The organism is Roseovarius sp. (genome assembly GCF_030373445.1).
Taxonomy (GTDB): Bacteria; Pseudomonadota; Alphaproteobacteria; order Rhodobacterales; family Rhodobacteraceae; genus Roseovarius.
Window position 1 is genome coordinate 571055 of sequence record NZ_JAUCYU010000002.1, and the last position, 13846, is coordinate 584900.

11 protein-coding genes and 1 tRNA gene are annotated in these 13846 nt (G+C 62.6%); 5 read left to right on the top strand and 7 right to left on the bottom strand.

Features of this window, described 5'->3' with window-relative positions:
- Positions 1–17 precede the first annotated feature (17 nt).
- Positions 18–476 carry a disulfide bond formation protein B gene (locus QUV18_RS06380; RefSeq protein ID WP_300892624.1) on the bottom strand — a complete coding sequence of 153 codons (459 nt, stop codon included), beginning with the start codon at positions 474–476 and terminating at the stop codon, positions 18–20.
- A gap of 74 nt (positions 477–550) precedes the next feature.
- Positions 551–1165 carry an exopolysaccharide biosynthesis protein gene (locus QUV18_RS06385; protein WP_300892626.1) on the bottom strand — a complete coding sequence of 205 codons (615 nt, stop codon included), beginning with the start codon at positions 1163–1165 and terminating at the stop codon, positions 551–553.
- Between the two features lie 129 nt (positions 1166–1294).
- On the opposite strand from QUV18_RS06385, the gene QUV18_RS06390 reads away from it, so the two are divergent.
- Both QUV18_RS06390 and QUV18_RS06395 read left to right on the top strand, forming a co-directional pair.
- Positions 1295–1380, top strand: a tRNA-Leu gene (locus QUV18_RS06390).
- Positions 1381–2387: 1007 nt separating this feature from the next.
- Positions 2388–3065 (top strand): Hint domain-containing protein, encoded by a 678-nt coding sequence (locus tag QUV18_RS06395; protein ID WP_300892628.1) that lies wholly within the window; start codon positions 2388–2390, stop codon positions 3063–3065.
- Positions 3066–3183: 118 nt separating this feature from the next.
- On the opposite strand, the gene QUV18_RS06400 is transcribed toward QUV18_RS06395, so the two are convergent.
- The 4 genes from QUV18_RS06400 to QUV18_RS06415 all read right to left on the bottom strand — a co-directional run bounded on the left by QUV18_RS06400 (position 3184) and on the right by QUV18_RS06415 (position 8461).
- Complete coding sequence (locus tag QUV18_RS06400) at positions 3184–3792, bottom strand: nucleotidyltransferase family protein (protein WP_300892630.1); 609 nt, start codon at positions 3790–3792, stop codon at positions 3184–3186.
- Positions 3793–3908: 116 nt separating this feature from the next.
- Entirely contained in the window at positions 3909–6326 is a 2418-nt protein-coding gene (locus QUV18_RS06405; RefSeq protein ID WP_300892631.1) for an FAD-dependent oxidoreductase, read from the bottom strand.
- Positions 6327–6502: 176 nt separating this feature from the next.
- Positions 6503–8143 carry a methyl-accepting chemotaxis protein gene (locus tag QUV18_RS06410; protein ID WP_300892633.1) on the bottom strand — a complete coding sequence of 547 codons (1641 nt, stop codon included), beginning with the start codon at positions 8141–8143 and terminating at the stop codon, positions 6503–6505.
- Positions 8144–8155: 12 nt separating this feature from the next.
- Complete coding sequence (locus tag QUV18_RS06415; RefSeq protein ID WP_300892635.1) at positions 8156–8461, bottom strand: hypothetical protein; 306 nt, start codon at positions 8459–8461, stop codon at positions 8156–8158.
- A 445-nt stretch (positions 8462–8906) separates the two neighbouring features.
- Between QUV18_RS06415 and QUV18_RS06420 the strand changes: the two genes are divergently transcribed.
- The 3 genes from QUV18_RS06420 (at position 8907) to QUV18_RS06430 (ending at position 13035) form a co-directional block, all read left to right on the top strand.
- Complete coding sequence (locus QUV18_RS06420; protein WP_300892637.1) at positions 8907–9779, top strand: DUF6731 family protein; 873 nt, start codon at positions 8907–8909, stop codon at positions 9777–9779.
- Positions 9779–10264, top strand: coding sequence for a hypothetical protein (locus QUV18_RS06425; RefSeq protein ID WP_300892639.1), 486 nt, complete (start codon positions 9779–9781; stop codon positions 10262–10264). The genes QUV18_RS06420 and QUV18_RS06425 overlap by 1 nt, the downstream gene beginning before the upstream one ends.
- A gap of 341 nt (positions 10265–10605) precedes the next feature.
- On the top strand, positions 10606–13035 hold the full coding sequence (locus QUV18_RS06430) for an FAD-dependent oxidoreductase (RefSeq protein WP_300892641.1): 2430 nt from the start codon (positions 10606–10608) through the stop codon (positions 13033–13035).
- Between the two features lie 149 nt (positions 13036–13184).
- Here QUV18_RS06430 and QUV18_RS23560 read toward each other — a convergent pair whose 3' ends face one another.
- Entirely contained in the window at positions 13185–13796 is a 612-nt protein-coding gene (locus QUV18_RS23560) for a DUF6602 domain-containing protein (protein WP_366914620.1), read from the bottom strand.
- Positions 13797–13846 lie beyond the last annotated feature (50 nt).

A 13846-nucleotide genomic window follows, 5' to 3' on the forward strand; every position in this document is an offset into this window, starting at 1 on the left:
CCCCCGCGCGGCAAAGGTCAAGCGCGCCGCGCCGCCATCAGCCAGATCATCGCCAGTGCCAAAGAAATCAGCATGTTCCAGCTTGCCATGGACAAATTTAGCAATTCCCAGGGCACCTCGTCGCAGCGCACGAGCGGGGCGTTCATGATCTGGTCGAAAAGCTCGTCGGTCGAAACATCGGCGGCCGAGGAAGAGGTGCAGGTCGATGGCCCCTGCCACCAGCCGCGCTCGACACCGGTGTGATAGGCCCCGATGCCGGCCGTGGCCAGGGCGGCAAGCCCCCCCAGGAGCGGCAGAAGGCGCCCCGGCAGGAAGAGCGCAAGCGCCCCGATCACGATGGCCACGCCATGCGGCCAGCGCTGCCAGATGCACAACTTGCAGGGCGCCAGCCCGCCCAGGTGCTGAAAGGCCAGGGCGCCCAGCAGCAGCGCTGCCGAGCCGCCTGCGGCGAGAAGTACAAGGGAGTTACGTGTCACGATTGCCTCGATCGGTGGTGGGTGGGAGAATGCGGTGGGGTCTCATCTTGCCGTTTCCTGCCTTGACCGCCGCATCACAGGCCAAGCCATGTTCTGATCAGGCTGGCCAGCGTTGCACCGGCAAAAAGCAGCGAGCCGATCCATGCCGTGCCTATCAGGGCGCCGATCAGGACAAGGATGCCATCGCGCTGCAAAAGCCCCATCGCCACCAGAACCACGGCAAAGCCCGGCACCGTGTTCGTGCCGGGCAGGGGCACGAGGATCGACGCGCTGAACAGGACCAGCGCCCCGCCCACAAGGTGATCAAGCGGCGCGCGGGTCAGAACGCCAAGGCGTGGCCGGCTGACCGCCTCGATCCGCCGCAACCACGGGCCCGCCCGGCGCGATAGCCCGCGCAGCCCCTCGGCCGAGACATCGCGCGCAGCCAGTCTGTGCGGCAGCCACGGCACCCGCCGGCCGATCAGGATCTGGACCGAGATGAACATCAGCGGCAGGGCGACGATCTGTGGCACGCCGTAAAGGAAGGGGATGCAGCAGGGCAGGGCGAGGATCAGCAGGAACAGGCCGAAGGCGCGTTCGTGAAGCTGATCGAGGATCCAGCCCAACGTCACTTTGTCGCCGCCAGCGCGGGCCACCAACTGGTCAAGCCGGTCCGAGATCGCAAGATCATCCGGGGCGGTCGCGGTCATGGTCTGGAGTCCTCGGTCAAAGGCGCGGGAAGGGGCAATAGCCCTCCGGTAGCAAATCGCATGGCCCGACACCAGCGCCAGTTCTGCTATTGTCCTTGAAGAAACTGTTGGGTAGAAGCCTGAGACGTTGCCCAAGTGGCGGAATGGTAGACGCAGGGGATTCAAAATCCCCCGCTGGCGACAGCGTGTCGGTTCGAGTCCGACCTTGGGCACCAGTTCCACAGGACTTCTGAAACATCACTCGCCGTGGCCGGCTCCGTCGGGGGTTGCCGCAAGCTTTTGCCCATCCGAACCCGTTCGGTGTTGATACTGCGGCCGAGCGATGCTCGTGCCGGGGCGTTTGCCAGCGCCTCATCTTGTCGCGTCCTCCTAAGTCATTCGGACACGGGGATCGTTTCTTTCCGCGTTTTTGGGCCCGGGGGGAGCTGGACCCGGACATCCGCTCTTACATACCGGTCTCTCGGCTACCGTGGTCGAAAGTGGCGTGAATGTGGCGGATAAGCGGAGGGCATTGTGGCGGGTGCGACGATTCGGGCTTGAATGGCCGATTCGAGGTTTATGGCGGGCAGATTGGGCGCCGGAATCGAAACAGTCTGCCGGGATACGGGAAACTGATAACGTTCTCTACCGCTAAACGCTTGCGAGATGATGCTTTTTCAAGCCCCCGACAAATCGGCGGACGACGGTGGCAACTGTTTCAGGAACAGAAACGCCAGCCGGCGCGACGCTCGCTGCCGAACGCATGCGCCATGCTCCCCAAGCCGCAATAAAACCTGAGCGATGCGCTGAACACGCCCAGCATGGGCGGCTCGCAGGCTTGGGGGAATAACCCCGGAATGTGAAACAATCGGGCCAGGTCAAGCCGGGCAATTGGTCTTGAAATTGCCACATTTGCGCCCGAATTGCAGCGAGCCCTGCCGAAATATGGCTTTATTCGGGCGGCGCCGGGCAGTAACTTCAATCCTGCCTGACTGGGGGGCAATGATTTTGGCTAAGGGGCGGCCGACCTTGTGTCACGAGTGATTGCGTGACGTGCCAAGGGTCTGGTCGAACAGGTCTGTTTCTGACCACGGCTCGAGCGATACGCCTTCCCGTTCGAAGGCAGGTATGGCTGACCGGCGCGTTCATCGCATGTGTGCGTAAGTGAAGTGCGAGTGCCGGGCAATCTGTCCGGAATGTTTGAAGGTTAACGAGTGCAAGTGCTGGTCTAAAAGGAGACGACATGCCGCCGATCGAGAACCCCGCAAGCCAGAACGCCGCCATCGCGGCGCTTGGCGCACGCGAGCAGGCAGAGCTGCCCATCGAGAACGTCGTGCCCTGCTTCACACCCGGTACCGTCATTGCCACGCCGAAGGGCGAGCTGCGGGTCGAGGATCTTCAGGTCGGCGACCGGGTCCTCACCCGCGACAACGGCCTGCAGGAAATCCGCTGGATCGGGTCCTGCCGTCTCGGCGCCGAGGAACTTCGCAAGGCGCCGACACTGCGGCCGGTGCTGATCCGGTCAGGCGCGCTGGATCACGGGCTGCCCGAGGCCGACATCCTTGTCAGCCCCTGGCATAACGTCCTGATCCAGAACGACAAGACGGCGCAGTTCTTCGAAGACAGCGAAGTTCTGTCCGCCGCCGGGCACCTGACCGGGCTCGACGGTGTGGACGTGGTCGACGTGGCGCAGGTCACGTATATCCACTTCATGTTCGACCAGCACCAGGTGGTGCTTTCCAATGGCTTCTGGACCGAAAGCTTCCGGCCCGACGAACGGGTCATGGACAGCCTCGGGACACGCCAGCGCCGCCAGATTTTCGAGTTGTTCCCCGATCTTCGCGACACTGCCGGACGCAAGGCCTACCAGGCCGCGCGCCGTGCCCTGACCGAAGCGGAAAGCCGTCTCCTTCTGAAGTGAGTACGAGTGTTGCAGCTGGCCGGGCTCCGTAACGGAGCCCGGCCTCATTGAAATCGGTGCGGGGGCAATTTCCGGTTTCGAAGGCGTCAATCCCGGCGAAAGCCGGGATTGTTCGTTTTCAGGGCCCGGGTTTTTCCTGGCGCTCCCGCCACGCCGCCCAATCCTCGGGCGTGTCCAGGTCGGTCGTGGCATGGCGGCCGGGCAGGGCGATGCGGGTGACGGCCTCCGATTGCAAAAGTGGCTTCGCGCCATCATCGCCACGCAGGGCCTGAAGCTTACCGAAGAGGCGCGCCGGCAGGATCACCGGGTGCCCCGGCTTGCCCGTGGCATCGGTGGCCCGGAACACGGTTTCAGGCGTCTTTTCATGAGCCTGCGCCAATTTCTTCAAGTCATCCAGCGTCAGTTCCGGAAGATCCGCCAACAGGATCATCATCCCGCGCGCGCCTTGCGCGAGGGCCCAGCTGGCCCCGGCCCGGATCGAGGCCGAAATCCCTTCGTTGGCGTCGGTCACGACGGCCCGGTGTACCCCGTTTAGCCCATCAAGCGCCGCGCCTCGCGCCGGCCGGTCGTTGGACATCGTCACCATGACTGGAAGGCGCAATCCTAGTGCCAGCCGCACCTGCCGACGCAAAAGAGGCTGGCCCTCGACCGGCTCCAATAGCTTGTCACGGCCCCGCATCCGAGAGGAGCGGCCCGCGGCGGGGATCAGGATAAACAGCCTGCTCATGGCCGCGACAGTGGAAGTTCGAGTATTTGCAGATCACTGAAAGTCATGCCGAGCCCCGGTGTTTCACCGTTCCACAAATACTCCTGCCGGAGACGTCCCGCCAGTGCGGCCGCGCGCTACATCCGGAACCGTTCGCCTTCCGGGTCGAAAAGCGGCTCGGTGATCAGCCGGGCCGGGCGCTTTTCGCCGAGAATCTCGATCTCTGCCCCCAGCCCCTCCGTCGCCAGCGCCCGGGGGATGAGGGCCAGCGCGACGGATTTCTCCGCGTGGTGCGAATAGCCGCCGGAGGTGCAGAAGCCTTGCACGCTGCCGTCTATCCAGAGGGGTTCATAGGCGTGGGGATCGGCATCCAGCGCATCAACCTCGAAGGCCACGAGTTGCCGTTCGGAGCCCTTGTTCCTCTCGTCCTCCGCGGCGGCGCGGCCGATGAAATCAGTGTTCTTGGCGAAGCTGATGAACCGGTCCATCCCGGTCTCGCCGGGGGTGTAGTCGGGCGAGAATTCCGACAGCCACGAGCCGAAGAACCGGTCGAGCCGCAGCGACATCATCGCCCGCATGCCGAAGGGTTTCATGCCGTGTTTCTGGCCCTCTTCCCACAGCACCTTCCAGAGCGCCCGCTGGGCCATCGGGTCGCAGTAGATCTCGTAGCCCAGGTCGCCGGTATAGCTGACCCGCTGGATCAAGCAGTCGACCATGCCCACCGTGGCGCGGCGCAGGTCCATGAAGCGCATGTCGGCGACAGCGTCGCGGGTGCAGGCGGTGAGCACGTCGCGGGCCCTGGGGCCGGCGATCTGGAAGCCATTGAGGCGGTCGGAGATGTTCTCGACGCGAACGCCTTGGGCCTCGTTCTGTTCGAACCAGCGCATGTGGTAGGCTTGGGCGCCGTAGGAGGCGGTGAGCTGGAAGGCTTCCGGCCCAAGGCAGGAAACGGTGAAATCGCCGATCAGCCGGCCCTTGGGGGACAGCATCGGGGTGAGCGAGACGCGGCCCTGTTTGGGGATGCGGCCGGCCATGATCCGGTCGAGCCAGTCGCGGGCGGCGGGGCCGGTGACGAGGTACTTTCCGAAGTTGTGAACCTCATTGATTCCAACGGCTTCGCGGACGGCCTTCACCTCGCGTTTCGTCGCTTCCCAGGCATTGGAGCGCCGGAAGGAGGGGGTTTCGAACCGGGGTTCTTCTCCTTCGGCGAAGTAGTTCACCACCTCGAGCCCGTATTGGTGGCCCCAGACCGCGCCCATGCCGTCGAAGACGTCGTACATCGGCGTGGTATTCATCGGGCGGGCCGCAGGCAGTTCCTCGTTCGGGTAGGAGACGGAGAACCTTTTCTGATAGTTTTCAACGACTTTCGGGAGGGTGTAGCCCTTGTTGATCCAGTCGCCGTAGCGGGCCACGTCCATCGCCGAGACGTCGCGTTCACATTCGCCCTCGATCATCCATTGCGCCAGCATGAGGCCGACGCCGCCGCCCTGGCTGAATCCGGCCATGACACCACAGGCGGACCAGTAGTTGCGCAGGCCCGGCACCGGGCCGACGAGGGGGTTGCCGTCGGGGGCAAAGGTGAAGGGGCCGTGGATGACGGACTTCACACCGGCGCGTTCGAGGGCGGGGAAGCGTTTGTAGGCAAAATCAATGGATTGCTCGATCTTGTCGAGATTGTCGGGGAGCAGCTCGTGGCCGAAATCCCAGGACGTTCCATCGACGGCCCAGGGCTTACAGGGCTGTTCGTAGAAGCCGATGCAGAGGCCGCGGCCTTCTTGGCGGAGGTAGCTTTCGCCGGCCGGGTCCATGACGTGGGGGTGTTCGCCGCCGGCCTCGATGATCTCGGCGATCTCGGGCACTTCCTCGGTCACGACATACTGGTGTTCCATCGGGTGGAGCGGCAGGTAAACCCCTGACATCGCGGCAACTTCCCGGGCCCAGAGACCGCCGGCATTGACCACGTGCTCGGCCTGGATGGTGCCCTTGTCGGTGACGATGGTCCATGTGCCGTCGGGGCGGGGAGTGACTTCGCGGACCATGCAGTGGGTCTCGATCGTGGCGCCGGCCATTCGGGCGGCCTTGGCGTAGGCGTGGGTGGTACCGGAGGGATCGAGGTGGCCGTCGAGGGGGTCGTAAAGGGCGCCGAGGATGCCATCGGTGTTGGTGACGGGGGCGATCTTGCGGATTTCCTCGGGGCCAACGATCTCCGTTTCAAGCCCCATGTAACGGTGCTTGGCGCGTTCGGCGAGGAGCATGTCGAACCGGTCGCGGTTGTCGGCGAGGGTGACGCCACCCACGTGGTGGAGCCCGCAGGAGAGGCCGGTGATCTCCTCCAACTCCTTGTAAAGCTTGATCGTATATCCCTGAAGGGCGGCCATGTTGGTGTCGCCGTTGAGGGTGTGGAAACCGCCGGCGGCGTGCCAGGTGGAGCCGGAGGTAAGCTCGGACCGCTCGAGCAGCATGACATCGGACCAGCCCAGCTTGGTGAGGTGGTAGAGAACGCTGCAGCCGACGACTCCGCCGCCGATAATCGCCACGCGGGTTGTGGTCTTCATAGGGAGCTCCTGATTGCGAATTCGGGCTCAGACTGACTGTCCGAATTCCGCGCGCTTGTCCATATGCGGCAGGAGGTGTCGTTTATGGAGGCCTGTCGCCGTTCACCGTCGGGCTTGGGCCAGATGAGCGTGTGCCATCGCCGGCCAGCTGGGTCTCGTTGGGGCCAGTACGGAACTCAACCATACCCAAGCAGGTCTTCATTCGCTGCCTCATCGGCCCAGCCATGGCGGGGGAGGGCCATGGCCGGCGCTTGGGCCGGACGGGCGGCAAGGTTGAAACGTTCCACCGAGGCCCTGAGTTCAGCCGCATGACCTCCGAAGGAATGCGCGGCCGCGGTGCATTCTTCGACCATCGCCGCGTTCTGCTGCGTCACCCTGTCGAGGCTCGTCACCCCCTCGTTGATCTCGTCGAGCTTCTGCGCCTGGTCTTCTGCCCGGCTCGCGATGTCGCCGACGAAACCGGAGATCTGGTCGACGCGCTCGATCATCTCCATCAGCGCCGTGCCGACGGTTTTCACCATGTTGACCCCCTCGTCGACCTGTTCGGAAGACCCGGAAATCAGGGTCTTGATGTCGCGCGCGGCGTCGGACGAGCGCTGTGCGAGGGCGCGCACCTCGGTCGCCACGACGGCGAAGCCGCGGCCGGCCTCGCCGGCGCGGGCGGCCTCGACGCCGGCGTTGAGTGACAGGAGATTGGTCTGGAAGGCGATTTCGTCGATGACTCCGATGATCTTGGTGATCTCTTCGGACTGCTTCTCGATGCCGGACATGGCGCTGGCGGCGGAACCGATCAGGCGGCCCGAGGCATGGGCCTTGTCCCGGGTTTCGGAGACGAAATGCTTGACCTCGGCGGCGCCGTCGGCGGCGGCCTTGACCGAGCGGGTAATTTCGTTGAGGGCGGCGGCGGTCTGTTCGAGGGTCGCGGCCTGCGATTCGGTGCGGCGGGAGAGATCGTCGGAGGCCTGGGTCACGTCGCGGGCGCCGTCGGACAGGCCGACCGCGTGTTCGGCCACGCCGCTGATGGTGTGGGAGAGCTCGCGCAGGGCGGCGTTGAAATCCTGGCGGAGCCGCTCGTATTCCTCGGGGAAGGGGGTTTCGATGCCCGAGGAGAGGTCGCGCTCGGCCAGCCGTGTGAGGCTGGTCTGGAGCGCGGCGACGACCATCTGCTGCGCGCTGTGGGCCAGCTTGATCCCGGCCTCGGCTTTCTGGGCCTTTTCAAGGGCTTGGGCGCCCTGTGCTTCGGCGGCGCGGGCCTTTTCGAGGGCGCCCGCGACACGCTCCTGGTCGAGGCGCGCCTGGGCGATCTGCCGGTGGCGGAGCCAGACCGTGTAGACGAGGGCCACCGCCTCGGCCAGCAGGATGACGCCGTGCACCAGGGCGCGTTCGAGGTTCACCAGAAGCTCGGCGGCGGGATAGATCAGGCCCGGCAGCGTCACGCTGAGGGTCAGGTGGTGGACGGCGACGAGCAGGGTGGCCAGCACGAGGGCGCGGATGTCGACCAGCACGACCAGCACGGCGAGGGCCGCGAAGTAGAGCATGTGGCTGTCGAGCTGCCAGGGATGGCCGCTCAGAACCGCGGTGATCGCCATGACGCTGGCCATGAGCGCGGTGGCCAGCCCGAGGCGGGAGACGGCATCGTTCCCCCGCGCCGCGAGGGCGCAAAGCAGCACGAGCCCGCCGCCGGCCGCGAGGTAGGGCCCGGCCGACAGCCCCCGCGCCAGCGCGATGACAGGCGGCAGGGCGGCAAGGGCCAACACGCTGAAGAATATCACTTTTCTGCCGGTGTTCCGGGCGGAGTTTATCACGTCATCCGTCATGTTTCTGTCCTGTCACAACGTGGGTGCCGGGGTGCCGCAGAGCCCGGCGAGGGCGGTGCCGTCGACGATGGCCCAGGCGCCTAGGGTGCGGAGGCGGTGGTCGAAGGCGGGGGGGTCGGGGGCGTAGGCGAGGAGGGCGAGCGGGGCGCCGGTGAGGGGGGAGCCGCCGGCGGCGCGGACGAGGGCGGGGCCGTGGAGCCAGGGGGGATGGAGCACGAGGCGGGGGCCCGTGGGTGCGGGGGGCATGGCGAGCAGGGCCAGCACGGGGGCGGCGGGGAGGCTGGCGAGAAGCAATAGAACAAGGGCGATCCGGGACATGGGAGGGTGATCGCAGAGGGGCGTTTAAGACCAGGTTATCGCCCGCGGGGCCGCGCCGGGTTTTTGCCGACAATTTTAGAGGAGGGGCGGGTGGCGCGGCCCGGACCTCCGCCCCGGGAGGGGACACCGGGGGGACGCGATTCGAAGGTTAACGGCGTTATTTTGCAGGGGTTCGGACGTCGGTATCACGTCGGTATTACGTCGGTATCGCGTCGGTATCGGGTCGGTGGCGGCGGAGTGTTAATGTGGCGCGCGATGGGGGGAGGGGCGAGATGTTGTTTCGGGCGCAACGGGGGGTGTCGCGATCCGATAGGTTTGGTTCTATGGTTTGATCACTTCCGGGGATCTACTCAGCGTTATGCTTGAATTGAAAATTTCCTCTCTGGGTTGACGCAGTGACGTAGCATTAGCAGAGTGTTTAGAAAATTATTCTAGGAAGGATTGAATGGACGCGAGAATAAAGGCGCGATTTTATCAAGTCGACAATGTTGGCGCGCAGGACGCCACCTTGTTCGAATGTTTGCATGACCTGTGGAACCATCCGCGTCGTTCTGAATACGAGACAATATACGGTGACGCGAGGGTTCGGCTTGAGAGTTTTGAGAACAATCCAGCTGTGGTTGGCGAAGGATTCATCGACGGCGAATTTGTCAGGCAGCAGACCGACAATATTCCACCTTTTGCGGAGCAAGGTCAGCCACTTGAGGGTAACGTACGTCCATTGGGACACCGTTGCGCATTTCGCTATTTTGCGGAGTTAAACGTATTACTCCTTGAGAGCAGGCGCGAGGCAGTCACCCCCGTTAGAATGGATGCACTGGTAAAGGTTCGGCTCAGACCGCATCGCGGTTTCTTCTTGTCGCCTGTCCTTTCGCAAGTCGCTTTAGAAAGGTTACGCAATGGCACGCCACGCCGTGTTACGTTTAGAGTAGCTCGTCCGGCTGATATGAACTTGGTCGAGGATGAAGGCTTGGAGTTGGAGGAAAACCTAGCAAGGTTGCAGAACCACTTCGGTGGACCAAATATAGAAGTGACAGCGAGTTGGCCACGTGGGAACAGAGATGGAATTTTAAATCAGAACGCGATTGCTAGAACGATCAGGTGGGCGACTGGCAACCGGGACCATGTTGAAAAGTTCCAAGTCAAAATAAATGAGGAGCCTGAAGCGATCGATATATTTTCGGAACAGATGAAGGTGGTAGAGGTTCTGGATTTAGATAGTGAGAACGTGGAAAGAAATTATGCCACCCGCAGGGATTTCCTTGCTCGGAGTTTCAATGATCATCTTCCGATCTTACGGAGGCTATATGGAGAGTAATGCAGCTGAATCTGACGATATCGAAACGGACAAACACGTTCCTTTCGGGCGCGCCGGTGTTGAAATCACTGGCACTGTCAGTCGTGTCAGCGCTGCTAATTCAGTTCGTCTCACAAGGTGAAGAATTCAACGTATCTTCTATCTACTCTGGAATTTTTGGCCTGCTTTCAATTTTCGTAGGGTTCTTAGCAACCTTTTTTGTATTCGTGGCGACGAAAAGTAACAGTTTTTTGGAAGCTATTAAGAACACAATCACGTTCCGGCAGATGGTGGGACTACTTCGTTTCACGATCCTTTGGACACTATTGGCGGTAGGGGCGACGTTCATTTTGATGGTGATTGAGCCAAAGAACTTCCCGATTTTGAGTGCAACACAGTTGGGAGTTTTTGCGTGGTCCTGGATTGTAATCTTGATCGGCGTGAATTTTGCGCGATGCGTAACAATGTTCTTTAGTATCGTAGACCACGACGCAAATAGGGGTTAGGTGACAAGCCGCGCATCGTCGGGCCGTGGTGCGGCGATCCGACTTTCGTGGGGCAGTGCTTTATGCCTGCCAAGTCCCTCCGACCTCGGAGCGTTGCGCTGACCTCAGCCAAATCGCCGTGCCGGGGGGCGGCCCGGCGATGCGCGGCGGGCTTCGCCCTTGATTCCGCGCGGGTGAGCCTCGCGGGCGTATGCAATCACCCCCTGCCGCAAACCGTAATTCCCTGACGCAAAACGAAACGACAATGGCCCCCGACCGACGAATGATGTCGGGAACCGGCATTCATGGCGCCCGCAAACGGTGTCAGGCTGGCCGCTGAAACCAGGTTCAAGGGACGATACATGAAAACCCATGCTCAGGCTGTCGTGATCGGCGGCGGCGTTATCGGATGCTCCATCCTCTATCACCTCACCAAGCTGGGGTGGACGGACGTGGTTCTGCTGGAGCGGGACGAGCTGACGAGCGGCTCGACCTGGCACGCGGCGGCGAACATCCACGGGCTGCATGACAGTGCCAATATCTCTCGGTTGCAGCATTACACGATGAATCTCTACAAGCAGCTGGAGGAGGAGACGGGGCAGAGCTGTGGCGTGTTCCAGCCCGGGAGCCTCTACCTCGCGCAGACGGAGAATAGGGAGCATCAGCTGAAGCTGCAGGCGGCGAAGGCGAAGCTTTACGGGATGAACTTCTTCGAGATCAGCCGGGAGGAGGCGGAGGAGAAGCATCCGCTGGTGAATTTCGACGGCATCCGCTGCATCATGTGGGAGCCGGATGGCGGGAACGTGGACCCGTCGGGCGTGACCAATGCCTATGCGGTGGGAGCGCGGCAGAAGGGGGCGGAGATTTACCGGTTCACGCCGGTGACGGGGACGGTGCAGAAGCCTGACGGTAAATGGGTGGTGGAGACGCCGAAGGGCAATATCGAGACGGAGTGGGTGATCAATGCGGCAGGTCTCTGGGGCCGGGAGGTGGCGAAGCTCGCGGGGATCGAGGTGCCGCTGCAGCCGACGGAGCACCAGTATTTCGTGACCGAGACCATGCCGGAGATCGAGAGCATCGGGCGGCGCTTGCCGTCGGTCGCGGACCGGGATGGCGAGTATTACCTGCGGCAGGAGGGCAAGGGCCTGCTGATCGGCGCCTATGAGCGGGACATGCGGTTCTGGGCGGAGGATGGGACGCCCTTGGATTTCGCGCATGACCTGTTTCCCGATGACCTCGAGCGGATCATGGAGAACGTGATGCGGGCGATGGACCGGGTGCCGGCGGCGGCGGAGGCCGGGGTGAAAAGGGTGATCAACGGGCCGATGATCTGGTCGCCGGATTCGAACGTGATCCTGGGGCCGGTGCCGGAGTTGAAGAATTACTTCATGTGCGGGGGGATCATCCCCGGGTTCTCGCAGTCGGCCGGGATGGGGCTGATGGTGGCGCAGTGGATCGTGGAGGGGGAGATGCAGTATGACATGTTCCCCTGGGATATCGCGCGGTTCGGGCTGTGGGCGAATGACCGGAAATTCGTGATGGCGAAGGTGGAGGATGTGTATACGCATCGGTTCGCCATTCACTATCCGAACGAGGAGCGGGCGGCCGGGCGGCCGTTGCGGACGCGGCCTGTCTATGGCGTGCAGAAGGAGATGGGGGCGGTGTTCGGGCTCAACTACGGGTGGGAGCATCCGCAGTGGTTCGCCGGAGAGCCGGGGGCGAAGGATACCAACGGGTTCGTGCGGCAGAACTGGTGGGGGCCTGTTGGGGACGAGTGCCGGATGCTGCGGGAAAGGGCCGGGATCATCGATATCTCGAACTTCGCCAAGTACCGGGTGAAGGGGCCGGGGGCGGCGGACTGGCTGAACGCGGTATTTGCCAACAACATGCCGAAAAGCGTCGGGCGGTCGTGCCTGACGCCGCTGATCTCGAAGCGCGGGGGGATTGCCGGGGATGCGACGGTGACGCGGGTCGACGAGGACGAATTCTGGGTGGTGTCGTCGGGGATGGCGGAAAGGTACCAGAAGCGGTTCTACGACATGGTGCCGCTGCCCGAGGGGACCACGTTCGAGAGCATGACCGAGGCGATGTGCGGGTTCAACGTGGCCGGGCCGAAGTCGCGCGAGATATTGCAGCGGATGACGAACACGTCGCTGGCGACGGAGGATTTCCCGTTCATGCGGTCGAAGATGATCGACATTGCGGGGGTGCGGTGCCTGGCGCTGCGTGTGAGCTTTACCGGTGACCTGGGGTGGGAGCTGCATTGCAAGACCGAGGACCAGGAGAAACTTTACCGGGCGCTTCTGGACGCCGCGAAGGAGTTCGGTGGCGGGCCGGTGGGCGCGCGGGCGCTGATGTCGATGCGGATCGAGAAGGGGTATGGCTCGTGGAGCCGGGAATACTCGCCCGAGTACTATCCGCACGAGGTGGGGCTTGGGGCGCTCTGCAAGATGGAGAAGGACTTCCTCAACAAACCCGCCGCGCAGAAGGTGATGGCCGAGCCCACGCGCGAGACGCTGGTGCTGGTGCATATCGACGAAGAGGCGGTGACGGCCTCGAACGCGGACGCCACCGGGGGCGAGCCGATCTTCAAGGATGGCAAGGGGATCGGGCGGGTCACGTCGGGCACCTATGGCTATACCGTGGGGATGAGCCTCGCGCTTGGGTATATCAAGAGCGGGACGGCGGCGCCCGGCGACGAGGTCGAGGTGATGGTGCTGGGCCAGCCGCACAAGGGGCGGATCCTGGAGGAGCCGCCGTTCGACCCGAAGGGGGAGAAGCTGCGGGCTTGAGGGGTTGCGACGGTGAGGATGGTGCGGGCCGGGGGAGACCCCGGCCTGTTTTGTTTTGGGGTATGTCGTATTCTTCTAGGCAGCCAATTACTGAGATCATCCCAAACAAGACATTCGGACCAGATACAGCGACAACCCCGCTGCAGAAGTCACCGTTCTGATCGAACGACGGCCCTTGCGGCCATAATCGGATGGCCGTCGTCTTGACCTCTAAAGTATTTCCGGTAGTGCCGCGTACTTACTGTTCTACCTTCTTCTGCATACAACCGCAGTAGGAAAATTAGCCATGGAAAGCCGCTATTTTTCCCAGAACAAAAAGCAAGCATGTCCGCCTCCATAGGCGACCTGCAAAGGGAGTTTTTCTCGGATTTCATCCATGAGATATGCCCGTCCGTTAGAGAGACTATGGTATTAGGAGCATCGTGGGGTCGGCGTGACTTAGCTAGATCAACAGCGTGATTAAGGAGCGTTTCTGGCTTTAGGCTGCTGTTTCCCGCAAGCACGAAACCGAGAACCTGATCGAGCGATCTGTCGATCGAGTATTGTTCGACTTCAGTGCCGGAAAACAAGCTCTGTGAGCCATACTTCCGGAAGGGCACCGTGGGCCGCAAGCCTAGTGCTTGTTCTTCGGCCTCCACCACTCGGTTGAGTGACTTCACAGAATGAATTTTGGAAAACGCATCTTCAAGTTTCGCCCTATCTAGACTGCTCTTCACCTCACCGACGGCTAACACCCCTTCTATCGGATAATAGGTGGTGATCTTGCCCCCATTTCACCGGACACTCAGGCGGTTGCGTTTTGAGCTGCAAT

Bases quoted from the DNA above. Each gene is read 5' to 3' on its own strand.
- QUV18_RS06395 (WP_300892628.1), top strand. From the start codon at position 2,388: ATGCCGCCGATCGAGAACCCCGCAAGCCAGAACGCCGCCATCGCGGCG.
- QUV18_RS06415 (WP_300892635.1), bottom strand. From the start codon at position 8,461: ATGTCCCGGATCGCCCTTGTTCTATTGCTTCTCGCCAGCCTCCCCGCC.
- QUV18_RS06425 (WP_300892639.1), top strand. From the start codon at position 9,779: ATGCAGCTGAATCTGACGATATCGAAACGGACAAACACGTTCCTTTCG.
- QUV18_RS06410 (WP_300892633.1), bottom strand. From the start codon at position 8,143: ATGACGGATGACGTGATAAACTCCGCCCGGAACACCGGCAGAAAAGTG.
- QUV18_RS06405 (WP_300892631.1), bottom strand. From the start codon at position 6,326: ATGAAGACCACAACCCGCGTGGCGATTATCGGCGGCGGAGTCGTCGGC.
- QUV18_RS06385 (WP_300892626.1), bottom strand. From the start codon at position 1,165: ATGACCGCGACCGCCCCGGATGATCTTGCGATCTCGGACCGGCTTGAC.
- QUV18_RS06430 (WP_300892641.1), top strand. From the start codon at position 10,606: ATGAAAACCCATGCTCAGGCTGTCGTGATCGGCGGCGGCGTTATCGGA.
- QUV18_RS06420 (WP_300892637.1), top strand. From the start codon at position 8,907: ATGGACGCGAGAATAAAGGCGCGATTTTATCAAGTCGACAATGTTGGC.
- QUV18_RS06400 (WP_300892630.1), bottom strand. From the start codon at position 3,792: ATGAGCAGGCTGTTTATCCTGATCCCCGCCGCGGGCCGCTCCTCTCGG.